The organism is Runella sp. SP2 (assembly GCF_003711225.1).
Lineage (GTDB): Bacteria > Bacteroidota > Bacteroidia > Cytophagales > Spirosomataceae > Runella.
This window is the reverse complement of the sequence record NZ_CP031030.1, coordinates 2,118,037-2,133,227: the sequence shown is the minus strand read 5'-3', so window position 1 is coordinate 2,133,227 and position 15,191 is coordinate 2,118,037. Positions and strand designations below refer to the sequence as shown.

At 42.7% G+C, this 15,191-nt stretch carries 18 protein-coding genes; 7 read left to right on the top strand and 11 right to left on the bottom strand.

Going from position 1 to position 15,191, the window contains the following annotated elements:
* Positions 1-37: 37 nt before the first annotated feature.
* The 5 genes from DTQ70_RS08940 to DTQ70_RS08920 all read right to left on the bottom strand — a co-directional run bounded on the left by DTQ70_RS08940 (position 38) and on the right by DTQ70_RS08920 (position 4,751).
* A complete protein-coding gene (locus DTQ70_RS08940) occupies positions 38-856 on the bottom strand; it encodes a hypothetical protein (RefSeq protein WP_122930497.1) in 819 nt (272 codons plus the stop codon).
* Positions 857-880: 24 nt separating this feature from the next.
* Positions 881-1,525 carry an LptE family protein gene (locus DTQ70_RS08935; protein WP_310588028.1) on the bottom strand — a complete coding sequence of 215 codons (645 nt, stop codon included), beginning with the start codon at positions 1,523-1,525 and terminating at the stop codon, positions 881-883.
* Complete coding sequence (locus DTQ70_RS08930) at positions 1,512-2,858, bottom strand: sigma-54-dependent Fis family transcriptional regulator (protein ID WP_122930496.1); 1,347 nt, start codon at positions 2,856-2,858, stop codon at positions 1,512-1,514. Before DTQ70_RS08930 ends, DTQ70_RS08935 begins: the two co-directional genes overlap by 14 nt.
* A 6-nt stretch (positions 2,859-2,864) precedes the next feature.
* On the bottom strand, positions 2,865-4,304 hold the full coding sequence (miaB, locus tag DTQ70_RS08925; RefSeq protein ID WP_122930495.1) for a tRNA (N6-isopentenyl adenosine(37)-C2)-methylthiotransferase MiaB: 1,440 nt from the start codon (positions 4,302-4,304) through the stop codon (positions 2,865-2,867).
* Between the two features lie 117 nt (positions 4,305-4,421).
* Positions 4,422-4,751 (bottom strand): tetratricopeptide repeat protein, encoded by a 330-nt coding sequence (locus tag DTQ70_RS08920; RefSeq protein WP_122930494.1) that lies wholly within the window; start codon positions 4,749-4,751, stop codon positions 4,422-4,424.
* A gap of 108 nt (positions 4,752-4,859) precedes the next feature.
* On the opposite strand from DTQ70_RS08920, the gene DTQ70_RS08915 reads away from it, so the two are divergent.
* The 3 genes from DTQ70_RS08915 to DTQ70_RS08905 all read left to right on the top strand — a co-directional run bounded on the left by DTQ70_RS08915 (position 4,860) and on the right by DTQ70_RS08905 (position 7,430).
* Positions 4,860-5,597 carry an electron transfer flavoprotein subunit beta/FixA family protein gene (locus DTQ70_RS08915; RefSeq protein ID WP_122930493.1) on the top strand — a complete coding sequence of 246 codons (738 nt, stop codon included), beginning with the start codon at positions 4,860-4,862 and terminating at the stop codon, positions 5,595-5,597.
* Positions 5,598-5,633: 36 nt separating this feature from the next.
* The gene (locus DTQ70_RS08910; RefSeq protein ID WP_122930492.1) at positions 5,634-6,599 is read left to right on the top strand and encodes an electron transfer flavoprotein subunit alpha/FixB family protein; all 966 of its coding nucleotides are present in this window, start codon (positions 5,634-5,636) and stop codon (positions 6,597-6,599) included.
* Between the two features lie 240 nt (positions 6,600-6,839).
* The gene (locus tag DTQ70_RS08905) at positions 6,840-7,430 is read left to right on the top strand and encodes a bifunctional nuclease family protein (protein WP_122934321.1); all 591 of its coding nucleotides are present in this window, start codon (positions 6,840-6,842) and stop codon (positions 7,428-7,430) included.
* 152 nt (positions 7,431-7,582) lie between these two features.
* Here the strand turns inward: DTQ70_RS08905 and DTQ70_RS08900 are convergent, their stop codons facing one another.
* The gene (locus DTQ70_RS08900; RefSeq protein ID WP_122930491.1) at positions 7,583-8,455 is read right to left on the bottom strand and encodes a DUF2911 domain-containing protein; all 873 of its coding nucleotides are present in this window, start codon (positions 8,453-8,455) and stop codon (positions 7,583-7,585) included.
* Positions 8,456-8,569: 114 nt separating this feature from the next.
* Here DTQ70_RS08900 and DTQ70_RS08895 point away from each other — a divergent pair, with 114 nt between their 5' ends.
* From DTQ70_RS08895 to rpe, 4 genes are all read left to right on the top strand, one after another.
* The gene (locus tag DTQ70_RS08895; protein ID WP_122930490.1) at positions 8,570-9,121 is read left to right on the top strand and encodes an NUDIX hydrolase; all 552 of its coding nucleotides are present in this window, start codon (positions 8,570-8,572) and stop codon (positions 9,119-9,121) included.
* A 64-nt stretch (positions 9,122-9,185) separates the two neighbouring features.
* A complete protein-coding gene (locus DTQ70_RS08890; protein ID WP_122930489.1) occupies positions 9,186-9,575 on the top strand; it encodes a hypothetical protein in 390 nt (129 codons plus the stop codon).
* A gap of 75 nt (positions 9,576-9,650) precedes the next feature.
* On the top strand, positions 9,651-10,502 hold the full coding sequence (locus DTQ70_RS08885; protein WP_122930488.1) for a bifunctional transcriptional activator/DNA repair enzyme AdaA: 852 nt from the start codon (positions 9,651-9,653) through the stop codon (positions 10,500-10,502).
* Positions 10,503-10,545: 43 nt separating this feature from the next.
* Entirely contained in the window at positions 10,546-11,202 is a 657-nt protein-coding gene (rpe, locus tag DTQ70_RS08880; RefSeq protein WP_122930487.1) for a ribulose-phosphate 3-epimerase, read from the top strand.
* Between the two features lie 643 nt (positions 11,203-11,845).
* Here rpe and DTQ70_RS08875 read toward each other — a convergent pair.
* The 5 genes from DTQ70_RS08875 to DTQ70_RS08855 all read right to left on the bottom strand — a co-directional run bounded on the left by DTQ70_RS08875 (position 11,846) and on the right by DTQ70_RS08855 (position 15,181).
* On the bottom strand, positions 11,846-12,268 hold the full coding sequence (locus tag DTQ70_RS08875) for a hypothetical protein (RefSeq protein WP_122930486.1): 423 nt from the start codon (positions 12,266-12,268) through the stop codon (positions 11,846-11,848).
* Complete coding sequence (locus DTQ70_RS08870; RefSeq protein WP_206019660.1) at positions 12,265-13,179, bottom strand: RHS repeat-associated core domain-containing protein; 915 nt, start codon at positions 13,177-13,179, stop codon at positions 12,265-12,267. The genes DTQ70_RS08875 and DTQ70_RS08870 overlap by 4 nt, the downstream gene beginning before the upstream one ends.
* 391 nt (positions 13,180-13,570) lie before the next feature.
* A complete protein-coding gene (locus DTQ70_RS08865; RefSeq protein WP_164489937.1) occupies positions 13,571-14,044 on the bottom strand; it encodes a hypothetical protein in 474 nt (157 codons plus the stop codon).
* 1 nt (position 14,045) lies between these two features.
* Positions 14,046-14,501: a hypothetical protein gene (locus DTQ70_RS08860; protein ID WP_164489936.1), complete on the bottom strand. Its 456-nt coding sequence runs from the start codon at positions 14,499-14,501 to the stop codon at positions 14,046-14,048.
* 50 nt (positions 14,502-14,551) lie between these two features.
* Positions 14,552-15,181, bottom strand: coding sequence for an RHS repeat domain-containing protein (locus DTQ70_RS08855; protein ID WP_164489935.1), 630 nt, complete (start codon positions 15,179-15,181; stop codon positions 14,552-14,554).
* Between the last annotated feature and the right edge of the window lie 10 nt (positions 15,182-15,191).

Here is a 15,191-nt window from a genome sequence, read left to right as displayed (position 1 = left end):
TTATGAGTTTTCTAGTTCAAGATTAACCTTTCACTTGCTACTCCGTGGTTAAGTCTTTTATCTTTTCGGCAAAGTACGCCTTTTTTTCTGGTTTTTTCAACATCAGTTGCTCGTATATTTCAATGGCCCGTTCAATTTTTCCTTGACGCACCATGATTCTCGCCATCCCTTCACTTACCACCTCTCCTCTGACGGTAGAATTTCGTTTTTTGGCGAGGTCTTCTGGTTCAACATTAACTACGTCGTTCAGGTTAGCGCGGATGGGTCCAATTCGAGCTTCATTTTCGATGAAGCTATCAATGATGTCCATCTGAATTTGGCGTTCTAGTTCTCGGTGCAACTTTACATTTTCTTCGGCTGTTGAACTCTCAATCTGTTCTAAATCATTCTGCAATACGTTCTCGCGCAATGTCGTGTCGTCAATAGGTGGCAATTCTGGCATTAATGTTTTCTGCTGTGATGATTCTAATGGTTCGTCAAAAAGACTAATTTTTGGTAATTCAGGCAAGTTCCATCGGGGTTTTGCCAATGACTCTACGTCCTTCTTTTGATAATCAGCTGGCCACAATACATTTTCAAATTTTTTACTCTTGAGATTGGGCGACCATTGAAATTCGTTTTGGATTAGTTTTCGCAAGGTATTTCGACTAATTGAATACGCTGCGGCTTTTTGAATGGGAACTTCGGCCACGTCTGGCTGATGAAGGGCAGTCGCTTTAGCAACCAATACCCGTAGTGTTTGACAATATGGGTACAAATCGGATGCTTCTTGGAGGTAGGGAATGTCCGCCTCCGTAATATCGTCTGGATGCGACGTCCAGTACGAAAATGATTCTTTTACGTAACGATTACTCATATATGGGGTCGTTTTATACAAAACCTACCAATCTCCTGCCGACTTATTAAAAATATCTTGGACAATTTGATCCAAAATTTGGGGTACAAGTCGGCTCTCTACTTGGCTTAGTGTCTGACTTTGAGGAAAATCTTTGAAGAATGAAAAACTTTGATCGAAGTTCTTTTCTTCGTCTTTGTTGTTGGTAAACTTTACTTGAATCGTTATTGTAAGTCGGTTGAGTGCTGCTTGGTCATTGGCCGTAGGTGCCGCAGGAGTAACTTCATAGGCAGTAATAGAACCCTCCAACTGCAAATCGCCGTTTAGCGGCAATAACGCCAAACTGGTATTACGCTGGTAATACTCCTTCATTTTTTCATTGAACTGCAATGCCATGTTGGCTGGCCCCCCTGCGGTTCCCATCGTAAAGTTTGTAATCGTCACACTTTTTATATCGGGCGAAAGGGTTGTTCCTCTAAAAGAATAACAGCCTGACAACCAAACACAAAGAGTCGTTAGGAATACCAGGTTTACGGTTTGGAGTTTACGGTTTGAAGTTGGGGGGTTAGGGTTTACGGTTTGAAGTTTAGGGTTTAGAGTTAAAGCCCGAAATCCAAAAACAGGAAACCCCAAACTCAAAACCCGAAACAGGAAACCCGAAACAGGAAACCGAAAACTAATCTTCTTCAATATCATACTGTTTTATCTTACGGTACAATGTTCGTTCTGAAATTCCGAGGGCTTGCGCTGCGTATTTGCGTTTACCAGCGCTGCGTTGTAAAGCCTTCACAATCATCTCTTTCTCTTTATGTTCCAAGGAGAGCGACTCATCCTCCGCTGATTCGTGAGAAATATCCACTACCTCATTATCCATGCTATCGTAAGGGGAAATCTGAATAATATTAGGCGTATTATTCGACATTGCCCCAGATGAATGCTGCGTTGCGGATGCACTGAGGGCTGTTCCACTTGGCAACAGTTTCGTGGTTTCTGATAAAGGCTGCGTGTCGGCTTCTATACTACTAAATAGACTACCATGTTCGCGCAAAATCTCTCCGTGGTGGGCATCGCCACTCAACAGCTTCAAAACCAGCTTTTTGAGGTCATTCATGTCGCGCCGCATGTCAAACAAAATTTTGTACAACAATTCTCGCTCATTAAATGACTCCCCCGCACCAGCATTGTTTCCTCCTGCTCCTAAAAACGTCATCGAACGCGTCGTTGATGCGTAATTGGGTAAGTATTTTACCAACACTTGCGGCGTAATTGGCACTTTATTTTCCGCTTCTAAGATTTGGATTTGCTCGGCAATGTTTTTTAACTGACGAATATTTCCTGGGAAATTATAACTAATTAGCATTTCTTTCCCTTCGTTCGTAAGCGTTACGGGTGCGATTCGGTACCTTTCTGCAAAGTCAGAAGTAAATTTTCGAAACAATAAATCTATGTCGCTTCCCCGTTCACGAAGGGGTGGCACGGCAATCGGCACTGTATTGAGACGATAATACAAATCCTCGCGAAATTTACCACGCTGCACTGCGTCAATCAAATTTACGTTTGTTGCCGCTACCACACGAACATCGGTTTTTTGTACTGCCGATGATCCCACACGGATAAATTCCTTGTTTTCCAATACCCGCAACAAACGTGCTTGAGTACCAACAGGCATTTCTGCGATCTCGTCCAAGAAAATTGTACCACCGTTGGTAATTTCAAAATATCCTTTACGGTCTTCGATAGCTCCCGTAAACGAACCTTTCACGTGGCCAAACAACTCAGAGTCAATGGTTCCCTCGGGAATTGCGCCGCAGTTGATGGCAATAAATGGGCCATGTTTACGTGAACTAAGATTGTGAATAATCTTAGAAAACGACTCTTTCCCACTTCCACTTTCTCCCGTTATGAGCACTGTCAAATCGGTGGCGGCTACTTGCATCGCTACGTTAAGGGCGTAGTTGAGGGCAGGTGCATTCCCGATAATGCCAAAACGGTTTTTAATGGATTGAATTTCAGGGTTTGTCATTGTATCCTAAGCTGTTTCTACCACATGGCCAATCAAAGTAGCCGACGAACATTCTGTTACTAATACTTGTACGTAGTCTCCTTTTTTGAAATTTTCTTTCGGGAATACCACCACTTTATTTTGGTCATTGCGGCCACACAAGAAGTCGTCCGAACGCTTTGATGGTCCTTCTACCAACACTTTATGGATTTTACCCACTGCCAACTGATTACGCTCGCCAGAGTGCTGCAATTGAATCGCAATTACTTCTTGCAAACGGCGTTTTTTTACGTCCTCCGCAATGTCATCTTTGAGTTTTTTGGCAGCTGGTGTTCCTGGGCGTTCTGAGTAAGCAAACATGTACGCATAATCGTATTTTACGTACTCCATCAGCGTCAACGTATCTTGATGTTCTTCTTCCGTTTCCGAACAAAAGCCCGTAATCATATCCGTTGAAATACCACAATCCACCCCTAAAATCTCACGAATACGGTCAATTTTTTGGATGTACCATTCGCGGTCATAGGTACGGTTCATAATTTTCAGCACGCGACTGTTTCCGCTTTGCGCTGGCAAGTGGATGTATTTGCAGATGTTTTCGTACTTTTTCATTGTCCAAAGTACGTCATCGGTGATGTCTTTAGGGTGTGAAGTACTAAAACGTACGCGCAAATCTGGGCTAATGGTCGCTACCATTTCCAACAACTGTGCAAAATTCACCTTTTGCCCTTCTCCCCCATCGGGGGTTGGGGGGCTATACTTATATGAATCCACATTTTGACCCAAAAGCGTTACTTCACGGTAGCCTTCATCAAAGAGTTGTTGTGCTTCACGAACTACGCTAAAGGGATCGCGGCTACGCTCACGTCCACGGGTATAAGGTACTACGCAGAAGCTACACATATTATCGCATCCACGCATGATACTGATATAAGCCGTAATGCCGTTGGAATTGAGGCGAATCGGTGATATATCGGCATAGGTTTCTTCGCGAGAAAGAAATACGTTTACTGCTTTTTGTCCCGTTTCTGCTTCCTCTACCAACCTTGGCAAATCGCGGTACGAGTCAGGCCCTGCCACGATGTCCACAATTTTTTCTTCTTCCAAGAGCTTGGTTTTTAGGCGCTCTGCCATACATCCCAACACACCCACAATCATACCTGGGCGTTTTTTCTTCAACGTGTTGAGGTGCTTCAATCGGTTTCTAACTTTCTGCTCGGCGTTATCACGGATTGAACAGGTATTTAAGAAAACGACATCGGCCATGTCTTCAGAAGATGTAGTAGCAAAATCAGCGTTACGCATCACTGCGGCGACAATCTCGCTGTCCGAAAAATTCATCTGACAGCCATAGCTTTCTATAAACAGCCGTTTTTTTCCTGCCGCCAATTCTTCTTCACTCACTTTCACGACTTCGCACGCCTCTTTATCGCTTTCCGACAATATTTTTAATGTTGAGGTAATCATTCCAATAATTCGTTAAAAAAAAATTGAACCACAAAGGTACAAATTATAGACGACAAAACTGACAAAGTGGCAGAGTTTAACAAACTTTAAGGGGTTCACTCCCCAGGTTGCTGAGCTTTACCAATCTTCTTGTTCATCTAAAAATTGGCGGTGTGCGCGTTGTAGCTCTTGGTATGTTTTGGTATTTTGTTGTTGGATAGCCAGTTGCATCCCTTTTTGGTATAGTGCTTCGGCCCGTTCGAGGTTTTCGAGGGCCGCATACAACGCCGCGGCATGGTAATACGTTGCTAAATAAGAAGGATGCTCCTCCAGCAAAGTATCAAAATATACTTTGGCCTTTGCCGTGTCTTTGTTTAGATACTCCATCGCCAACGCATACGCATTGAAAGGGTCTTGAGAATCTTCTTCGTAAAATTGAAGCAGTAATTCGAGTCGGTTATTGTTCATAAAAAATTATTATGCAAGCATACTATTTTTAAAACTTGCGCTTTATATATTTGCACCAACAAAATAAATCTCCTTAAAGTTATATTTCAAATAATCCCGACGAAGCACATGAAAATTTTAGTTTGCATTACCAACGTACCTGATACAACGGCCAAAATCAGTTTTACCGAAAATGACACTAAATTTAACAAAGCAGGCGTGCAGTACATCATCGGCCCATACGATGACTACGCCCTTGCCAGAGCCGTTGAATTGAAAGAAAAGCTGGGAGGAACCATCACCGTTTTGAACGTCGGCGAAGCCGAAAGTGACCCTCAAATCCGTAAAGCATTGGCCATTGGTGCCGACGATGCCATTCGTGTCAACTGCGACCCACAAGACTCCTACTTTACCGCTGCCCAAATTGCCGCTATTGCCAAAGAAGGTAGCTACGATTTGATTTTAATGGGACGCGAATCCATTGATTTTAACAGTGGTGTTGTTCACAGTTTAGTAGGTGAAATGCTTGGCATTCCGTCGTTTTCTCCTGTGATGAAACTTGATATTGAAGGTTCAACTGCCAAGTTTGCCCGTGAAATTGAGGGTGGTAAAGAAAACTTAGAAGCGCCACTTCCTTTGGTACTCGGCTGCCAAGAACCCATTGCTGAGTGGAAAATCCCTAACATGCGCGGAATTATGACTGCCCGTACGAAGCCCCTTAAAGTGGTTGAGCCAGTGGCCGTTGACGAGCTTGCAACCTTGGACAAATACACCTTGCCAGCCCCTAAAGGTGCTTGTAAGATGATTCCTGCCGACCAAGCAGAAACCCTCATTTCATTGCTCAAAACCGAAGCGAAGGTGTTGTAAAAACTGTCAATTTTCAAACGCAAAAACTTAGAAATCATGTCAATTTTAATATTTGTAGAACTCGATAACGGTAGTATCAAAAAAACATCTTTAGAAGCCGTTGCGTACGGAGCAGAAATTGCCAAAGTAAAAGGAACTACCGCCACTGTTTTGGCCATTGGCAACGCCGAAACTTCAGAACTAGCCTCCGCAGGTGCGTACGGAGCCAGCAAAGTTTTGCACGCCAACGCGTCAGAATTAGCCACTGAGAATGCCATGGCTTACGCCTCGGTATTGGCCGCCGCAGTTCAACAGGAAGGAGCTGAGGTAGTTATTTTACCAAAATCAGGTTTGTGTGATTCGATGGGGGCACGTGCCGCCGCTAAATTAGGCGCAAGCATTGTATCAGGCGTCACTGAGTTACCAGATTTGACCGACGGTTTTAAAGTAAAACGCAGTATTTATACAGGCAAAGCTTTTGCAACAGTCGCGGTTAAAGGAGCAATCAAAATTTTGGGCATTAAGAAAAACGCCATTGAGGCCGTTGCTGGCAGCGGAAGTGCCGAGGTTGTTGGCTTCTCTCCTGCCCTTGGTGGTGGCGATTTTGTGGCAAAAGTAATCAGCCAAGAAAAAGCCAGCGGCGAGTTGTCGTTGACCGAAGCAGACATTGTGGTGTCGGGTGGACGTGGGATGAAAGGCCCTGAACATTGGCAACCGCTTCTCGACTTGGCACAGGCACTTGGTGCGGCCACGGGTTGTTCAAAGCCAGTTTCTGACCTTGACTGGCGTCCTCACCACGAGCACATTGGCCAAACGGGTATCAAAGTTGCACCTAATTTGTACATTGCTTGCGGAATTTCGGGAGCCATTCAGCACTTAGCGGGCGTCAACTCTTCAAAAGTGATTGTGGCTATCAACAAAGACCCCGAAGCACCATTTTTCAAAGCCGCCGATTACGGTATCGTAGGTGATGTTTTTGACATTTTACCTCGCCTGACTAAGGCTGTGAAGGAGAGTAAATAAAAGGCAAGGGGCAAAAGGCAAGCTTGCCCCTCGCCCTTTGCCCCTTGCTAATTTGCTTTTTTGCCCTTTGCAAGTTTGCCCCTTGGCCTTTGCTAATTTGCCTCTTGTCTTTTACTAATTTGAAACTTCGTTGAAAGTTCCAATGTTACAAACCTGCGGGAGAAAAGAAAGCCTTTTCAAATCCCCGCAGGTTTATTATTTTTGTGTCCTAAAAAAAGCCGTGCTTTAGCATTTATCATAGTGGAAAAAATAAAACTTGAAATTTTGGGGCTTTCCCCAAGCCAATCCCAAACTGGTTCGTTTGCTTTGGTGTTGGGAGAAGAATACGGGAACCGTCGTTTACCAATCATTATTGGGATGTTTGAAGCGCAAGCCATTGCGATAGAAATAGAAAAAATCCAGCCCAATCGTCCCATGACCCACGACTTGTTCAAGTCGTTTGCAAAGGCATTCAATTATTCAGTCAGTGAGATTATTATTTCGGATTTAAAAGAAGGTATCTTCTTCGCACGTTTGCAATGCACTGATGGCATTCGTGATACGGTCATTGATGCGCGCCCTTCCGATGCCATAGCCATTGCACTACGTTTCAATGTGCCAATTTATACGTACGAAACCATTTTGTCGGAAGCAGGTATAACCTCTGGCGCACAAACTGATGCCGACGAACCCATCGAAGAAATTGTACAGTCGTCAAAGCCACGTTCGTGGACTGACCAAATCAAAAACATGAGTTTGGAAGAACTTCACAAAGTGTTGGAACAATCTCTCAACAACGAAGAATACGAAAAAGCCGCTAAAATTCGTGACGAAATAGCCCGTCGGAATTAATTTCGCCTGTTTTTTAAAATTATAGCTCACCAAAAAAGCCCCGTGAAGACGAGGCTTTTTTGGTAAATGGCAAATTAGGCTTCCCGTCTGACTATCGTCTGACGTGTACCTCGCGTTAGACGATAGTCAGACGCGAGGCACAGAGAAAATTTTTACTTTTTCTTCTTAGTAGGCAACACAGGCACTGGAATTTTTGAGGCAAACTCAGCGGCGCCTTTTTCGATGGCATCTTTAAAGAATGGGAAAGAAGTATCGTTGCTCGACTGACCCAAATCCAACGCTTTTTTCGCCAACGGTGCTGCTTCAGCAAAGTTACCCAACTTGGCCAAAATCTGGGCTTTGGTCCAAACGTTACGGAAAGTCTCTTTGTAAGCAACCGCTTGGTTGACCATCGAAAGGGCTTTTTGGAGGTTACTTCCTTTGCCCAACAAATACGTTGCTCCCGCATTCATATTGTTAGCACTTGCTTCCGCTGCTTTATCAATGGCTGTTTCCACGATTTTAGTCGTAGGAATTGCCAACAATGGACTTACTTTAATTTTGTCCCACTTGATGTCCAGATTAGCCGTAGAGTCTGTAATGTTTGAGAAACCAATTTCAAACGATTCTGTCATCGCTGATTGCTCAGGTTTCACCGATATACGGGCCACGTCGTCCGCTTGTTTGTATTGTTCGGGCGCAGTAGCCGCTGATTTGTTGATAATTACCGTCCACGCATCCGCATTTGGAATGCTGTAAAGGAAGTACTTACCCGCTGGTACAGTTTTACCATCCAACATAATATCCGTTGAAAACTCAATGGCAGTTGCTTGGTTGGCACCCGTGCGCCAAAACTGTCCATAAGGAACAAGTTTTCCAAACACCTCACGTCCTTTTACGGCTGGGCGAGAATATTTTACTGTAATGTCAGTGACTCCTACAGTTTGCATCACTGTCGCAGCTGGACTAGGTTGTGGGGTACGGATTTGGGCCATAGCCATACCGCTAACAAACGTTAAAGCGGTGATTACCAACGATTTTTTCATCTTTTTAGGTATTTTATTAGATAATTTTGGGAAATTTTCGAGGCGAAGATACGGAAAAGAATGTGATAGATTCCATACCTTCGTCTCTGAATATTGTGCAATTATAACAAACTCATGAACCGTACTCCACTCCTTCAACTTCTCCAAGCATACCAACCTACCGAGCCCGAAGAACAACGCATGTGGTTCGAAACCATTGAATTTGTGAAACAAAATCCTGCCTGTTTTGAACGCTCGCTCCCGATTGGTCACATCACAGGTTCTGCTTGGGTGGTGGACGAAACAGGGCAGTTTGTCCTGCTGATGCACCATCGAAAACTCGACCGCTGGTTTCAACCTGGTGGCCATGCCGACGGCGAATGGAACATATTACAGGTAGCAATTAAGGAAGCTCAAGAAGAAACGGGCCTAGAGTCTGTTGAAGTCGTGTCTGATTCAATCTACGATGTAGATGTTCATTTAATCCCTGCAAACACAAAAGATCCCGCCCATTTTCACTACGATATCCGTTTCTTGCTGCGTGCCAATAAGGCTATACCCTTAAAAATCAACAATGAATCCAAAAACTTGGTCTGGGTTCCGCTGGAAGATGTAGCAAGCTACAACAACTCTGAATCTATTATGCGCATGGCACGCAAACAAAAATTAAGTACTTTTTTTGAGTAAAACAGGTAATTCCGCTTATCTTTGGTACTTTAAGTAGTGTATTCCAATCAGAACAAGTACCATCATGAAGCGTACCTTAACTCCATGTCGAAGCATGGCGGTTATGTGTTTGTTGTGGGTTCTAAACTCCCATCTCAGTAACGCACAACACAACAAAGAAGACCGCAATAATTATCCTTCGCCCCAAAACAACCCTAAAACCACCATTAAGGTGGACAAAGTACCTTTTGTTTTTTCGCCGCACTTGTCGTACAAAGAACAGAAACAAATTCAAATGAGTAAAAAACAGGTAGGCGGGATTACTTTTTCGGTTAAATCCGTTAAAAGTCAGCCCACTAATTACAAACAACCTACCCTCCGAAGTAAAAACAAGTTCCAGAAAAAAAGCCAAATGGTTGCTGATACGTCCGCGCCTTACGTGCGCTACGAGCTAAGTGACTCAACCGACCAATGAGGCCAATTGAGCAAGATTCGGATTGAATGTACTGCTGATTTCTGCCTATTTTTGCTGAAAGAAATCTCCCCAGTAATGGACACTATCAGCGAACAACAACACATTGATTACCAACGAATTGAAAAAGCAATTCGTTTTATTGAAGCTAATTTTCAACAACAGCCGTCGTTGGCAGAAATTGCCGACCACGTTGCGTTATCGGAGTTTCACTTTAACCGACTTTTTAGCCGTTGGGCGGGGACAAGTCCACAGCGATTTTTGCGTTTTTTAACCAAAGAATTTGCCAAAGAACGCCTCGCCCAGTCGGCCAACTTACTTGATACCACCCTTGAAGCAGGCTTGTCGAGCACCAGTCGCCTGCACGATTTGTTTGTGACCTACGAAGCCATGACTCCCGCAGAATTTAAAAACAAGGGTGAAGGACTTAGCATCCACTTCGGTATCCACGAAACGCCTTTTGGGGCTTGTTTTATTGCGGTTACGGCTCGGGGGGTGATGGAATTGCGATTTTTGGAGGAAGATGAAGCCGAACCGCTCACCCATTCGCTCCAGCAGGAATGGATAAATGCCACCTGGATTCACGCGCCCGAAATCACGCAATCTACGGTCAATCAAATTTTTGATGTTTCCCATGATGCGACGCACCCCATTACAGTTTTATTGCGCGGCACCAATTTTCAAATCAAAGTTTGGGAAGCCTTGTTATCTATTCCGAAAGGACAACTAGCTAGTTATGAGCAAATTGCCCAACGAATCGGCCAACCTTCTGCCCACAGAGCCGTAGGAACTGCCATTGGAAGTAACCGCATTGCTTATCTGATTCCTTGCCATCGGGTTTTGCAAAAAGTCGGGGGAATTGGGGGCTATCGCTGGGGTATTACCCGAAAAAAGGCAATTTTGGGCTGGGAAATGAGCCAGATTTCGTAAAAAAAAGGCGAACTTTGCGGCCAAAATCAAGATTTCTTTTTTCATGACTTCTCCCCTTATTGCTCCTTCGGTTTTGGCCGCCGACTTTGCTAATCTCCAACGCGATGTTGAAATGCTAAATGCAAGCGAAGCCGATTGGATTCACGTTGACATCATGGACGGCGTGTTTGTGCCCAATATTTCATTTGGGCTTCCCGTCACGGCTGCCATTAAGAAACACGCAAAAAAACCATTGGACGTCCATTTGATGATTGTACAACCTGAGCGCTACCTTGCCGCCTTTCGTGACGCAGGAGCCGAGGTGTTGACGGTTCATTACGAAGCTTGCCCGCATCTTCACCGTACTATTGAACAAATCAAGGACTTAGGAGCCAAAGCAGGGGTTGCCCTTAATCCTCACACACCCGTGAGCGTTCTCGAAGACGTCATTGCCGATTTGGATTTGGTACTGATTATGTCCGTCAATCCAGGTTTTGGTGGACAAAAGTTTATCGAGCGCACGTACGAACGCGTTCGCCAAGCCGCTGCCCTGATTGAGAAGCAAGGAAGTCTGGCGGTTATTGAAATCGACGGTGGAGTGAACCAAGAAAACGCCCCCCTCCTCTACCATGCAGGTGCTCGGGCCTTGGTAGCTGGCAGCTTCGTGTTCAACGCCCAAGATCCCGTTGAGACGATTGCTCAGCTTAAGAAGGTTTGGTAGGTGAAGCAAGGCTTTGTTGCATACCTTAGGACAGAATTTAATCATCTGTTCAAGAAGCTATGCAACAAACCTCCCCAAGCGTACGATTACCTGATTCTTCAGACCCTTTACAAAAAGTTTATCTTTTCTCATTTCGATACTAACAATATCCCCTAAAGAACATTCGGGAGCATAAAATAGAATGTTGTCTATTTGTATTTCACATTGTTAACCAATAGTAAAAACAGGAAACGCTTAGATAATAGCGTTTATGGTTTGTGTTGTACGCTTGTTTTTATGCTGCTCTACAGTGCGATTGAGCGAGCAAGGCTATTCTTGAGTTTGTATAATTATGGTTTTTGACTCACTTTGAGGTACTTTTTAGGCACTCACTGTGTTACTGACTCTCTGTTTATGTTTAGTACGTAGCCTTGAAGACAGCGCACAACGGTCTTATGTGTCTTTTTAGAACACTAGGGTGAACTGGGTGTCTAAGGCTCCATATGTTCTCGGATTGTACTTCTTGTTACTGTAGTAAACGAGCAAGATTATTCTTTTAATGTGTAAAACCCTGTTTTATGCTCGCTACCCACAGCGTTTTTAGCTTTTATTTTTCAGAACATTAGGACGAACTAGGGGGTGCTTTTTTTGCCATTATCTCATTTTAAAAACTTTCAAACCACTCTTCAAAATATACTTTTTGTAACTCAGGAGATGCTATGTTCTCTTCCGGACATTCCTGAAAAATATCAACCAAGTCTGAAGCTGCCACGGCTTGGCCAAATGTAAGTTGATAAGCCATTAAGCCTTTGTTCATCTGCCTTCCCATGCCAGAAGGATAAACATCTTTGCGTGCTCCGTTACAAAGAATTATCCAATTTAATGCAGCTAAGCTATTTCTGATATCTATTAAACAATCAAAAAAGTTACTCCTTTCAAGCGAGAAAAAGCTTTTATCCATTACTTTTAAGTTTATCGTTACTTTATCATTTGAATAAACTTTTCCTGACAAATTTCCTTTTTGGTAAATTCCAAATTCATCTCTAATCGTGACCTCTCGATTAATTTCTTTTATCGTATTTTTCATTGACTATTTAGTTGATAATTAGGATTTTTAATGAATGGCCCTGTGAATTTTCCTGCGTTACCTACTTTACGAACTCCCTTAATATTTTGGGAGGGTATTAAATAAGGAATCGCGATTTCATGCTCATATGAGAAGCGTCCCTGCCCCAATTCTTGATTAACATCTTTTCCAGTCTTAGGGTCTTTTATGGTATATACATATTCACCATAATCCCCTGATGCTGAAATTTTGGGATATTTAGTAGTACTTATATAAGCATCATCATCAGGGTTATATTTAACATGTTGCTCTAAATTTGTATTATCCCCTTTAGACTTGAAACCTTCATTAAAAATAAGGTCAGGCCCTCTTTCATCTCCCCTAAATATAAAATCTCCTTTTTTAGGAATTGATTTACTACTGATGTTTATTTTTGGGGTATTATTTTTTGGAATCCTTATTTTCAAATTTCCTGGTGTAGAACCTCCAAAATGCTGCCCAGCATGACCCATTACAGCGGCTATCAATTGCCATCTATTTTTGGGCTTACTATCTAAGCCTGTACTGGATATCATATAAGCTTGACCTATCTTTTGGGCTTCAGGCGATATTGGAGCAGTCAACCAACTTTTAATAGCTTCCCAGCATTTAGTACAATCTCCATTCGGGTCGCTTCTAAGAATAGGATTATTTAATCCATATTGATAAGTACTTAGGCTTTCTTGGTCGCCGTCGTCAGGTTTAGGATCTACCGCATCAAACCGCGCTTTGGCAGGATCGTATTGGCGATGGATGAGGTCATAAGAGCCCGTTTCAGGTTGCAATTCTCTATTTAAAAATAGATACTTATTTTCTCCTCTATCTACGGCGTCAATAGCTAATCCAAAAGCGTAATAATCATTTCGTTGCAGTACTTCTCCTTGCCCACTCACTACCACCCGGGTATTGCCTAAGTGGTCAGTCAAATAGTACTGGTACTCCCCTACGGTAGCACTTTGAAATGATATACTGGCCCTCGCCTGTGTATATAATTATAGCTTTTGCCTCGCTTTGAGGGACTTTTTAGACACTTACCGTGTCACAGGCACTTTGTTTATGTTTAGTACGTAGTCTTGAAGACAACGAACAACGATTTTACCTTTTATTTTTCAGATACGACGAACCTTCGGCTAATTCTCTTTCAGTGGCCTCTAATATCAGGCCCAACCGATTTTTTACTGCTGATAAAAAAATATTTCCCATTCTTTGAGTAGACTCTCCCAAGATAAATTCAAACAAGTAGCTGATACTATTAATCAATTGATTCAAGTATAAAAAGCCCCGTCACTGGGGCTTTTTTCTTACTCTATTTATTGACCCTGTGGGTAAATCCAATTCAAATGTATAGCTTAACCCTTTTAGAGAATTGTAAATTCTCTTGTATGGTTTCCTATCTGTATTGTAGATTCTTAAAACTATAAATGACCGTTTCAACCACACCCGTTCTAATGGTATTTCATAATGGTTATTATAGGCTAAATCAGTTCTGTTATGCTCATCATAATAAAACGACAAGATTGCAGGCAATGAATCAGTTTTAGAAAAAAACTTGCTTGTATCTGCAATTGTTAAATTACCAGGTTCGTAATTTACAGAAAAAGTATCGCTGCCTGAACGTAATTGAATATTTGTTAATCCTCCAATAATTACTCTTTGGTCTATAACAACAATCAAATTTAATTTTCTTCCCATGCCTTGCCCAATACTGACTTTGGAAACAAAAAAGCATAAAACGAGTATAGTACCCAATGTTTTCATCTTAGTTCATTTTTATAATTTTTTGGATTACCTTTTGTGTCAGTTGAATTTGTGGTTGGGTATTACTATTGTAAATGACTGCTCCAAGTGGTTGATGAGACACCGCATAGCTGCCATTTGGATTCTGACTTACAGTTGATTGACCTAAACGACCTACAATAATATTAGTACCATAATTTTTAAAAGTGTTCCTATCTGTTGGCGATGGCAGAGTTGCAGATTGTGGATAAGCTATATTATTTTCAATTTGCACTTGCGTAGGATGTGAATGTATCGTTGCTTCTACATTAGCATTTGTACTACCTGCTGGCAAATTAGGTAAAGTGGCAGTTGCTACTTGTTCTCCATTAATTATTGTTGGCATTGGTCCTGTACCGCCTTGTATTACTTGACCGCTTTTCATAACAATAGAATTTTCCTCTCTAAAACCTCCATTAGCTTCTGTACGGTCAATCACGTTGGATGCTTCCTGTAGAGCTGCAGAACTTGGTAGTAATACGGCAGATGTTAAAGTACCAACTTGGGTAGTGCCGCCGTCTTTTGTAGTTCTCGAAACTTGCTTTGCTTCTTTATTGTCGACAACGACATACTTTTTACCATCATCAATACCGTCTGTACCAACTTTATTACCTTTTTGGTCGTAAAATCCCCAGGTGTTATACCCATTCTTCCATCAGGATCTATATAGCGTAATGGGTTGTTGAAAGTGTAATTGTATGGCGACCAAGCCGTGTATTTCTCTGCCAATGGGTCAATTGTAAAAAACCTTCCCACTGCTCCATCATACTGCCTTGCACCATAATCCAACCAACCCGTATTAGGCTGCAACTCCTTGCCATTGTAAAGATACTTATTATTAGCCGCTCCACTTTTCACCACAGGCATCCCAAAAGCATAATACTCTGTCTTTTGCAGTACTGCGCCCGTTTCGTTGATTACTTGCCGCACGATGCCCAACGGTGCGACGTTTCGCTGGTCTTTGAGGTAATAATGTACCGTGTACGTGGCATTACTGTTGCGTATCAACTGCCCTTCTTCCAACCCTATCCGCTGCAACGTACCATTCAAATACTCATGGGGGCATTGGCGGCTTATTTCAAAGAACTTTTGCCTCGCTTTGAGGTACTTTTTAGACACTTACCGTGTC

What these genes read in the sequence shown, in the direction of transcription:
- DTQ70_RS08890 (WP_122930489.1), top strand. Translation starts at nt 9,186, where the DNA reads ATGAAGCGTACCTTAACTCCATGTCGAAGCATGGCGGTTATGTGTTTG.
- DTQ70_RS08940 (WP_122930497.1), bottom strand. Translation starts at nt 856, where the DNA reads ATGAGTAATCGTTACGTAAAAGAATCATTTTCGTACTGGACGTCGCAT.
- DTQ70_RS08920 (WP_122930494.1), bottom strand. Translation starts at nt 4,751, where the DNA reads ATGAACAATAACCGACTCGAATTACTGCTTCAATTTTACGAAGAAGAT.
- DTQ70_RS08915 (WP_122930493.1), top strand. Translation starts at nt 4,860, where the DNA reads ATGAAAATTTTAGTTTGCATTACCAACGTACCTGATACAACGGCCAAA.
- miaB (WP_122930495.1), bottom strand. Translation starts at nt 4,304, where the DNA reads ATGATTACCTCAACATTAAAAATATTGTCGGAAAGCGATAAAGAGGCG.
- DTQ70_RS08910 (WP_122930492.1), top strand. Translation starts at nt 5,634, where the DNA reads ATGTCAATTTTAATATTTGTAGAACTCGATAACGGTAGTATCAAAAAA.
- DTQ70_RS08865 (WP_164489937.1), bottom strand. Translation starts at nt 14,044, where the DNA reads ATGAAAACATTGGGTACTATACTCGTTTTATGCTTTTTTGTTTCCAAA.
- DTQ70_RS08885 (WP_122930488.1), top strand. Translation starts at nt 9,651, where the DNA reads ATGGACACTATCAGCGAACAACAACACATTGATTACCAACGAATTGAA.
- DTQ70_RS08930 (WP_122930496.1), bottom strand. Translation starts at nt 2,858, where the DNA reads ATGACAAACCCTGAAATTCAATCCATTAAAAACCGTTTTGGCATTATC.
- DTQ70_RS08875 (WP_122930486.1), bottom strand. Translation starts at nt 12,268, where the DNA reads ATGAAAAATACGATAAAAGAAATTAATCGAGAGGTCACGATTAGAGAT.
- DTQ70_RS08900 (WP_122930491.1), bottom strand. Translation starts at nt 8,455, where the DNA reads ATGAAAAAATCGTTGGTAATCACCGCTTTAACGTTTGTTAGCGGTATG.
- DTQ70_RS08895 (WP_122930490.1), top strand. Translation starts at nt 8,570, where the DNA reads ATGAACCGTACTCCACTCCTTCAACTTCTCCAAGCATACCAACCTACC.
- rpe (WP_122930487.1), top strand. Translation starts at nt 10,546, where the DNA reads ATGACTTCTCCCCTTATTGCTCCTTCGGTTTTGGCCGCCGACTTTGCT.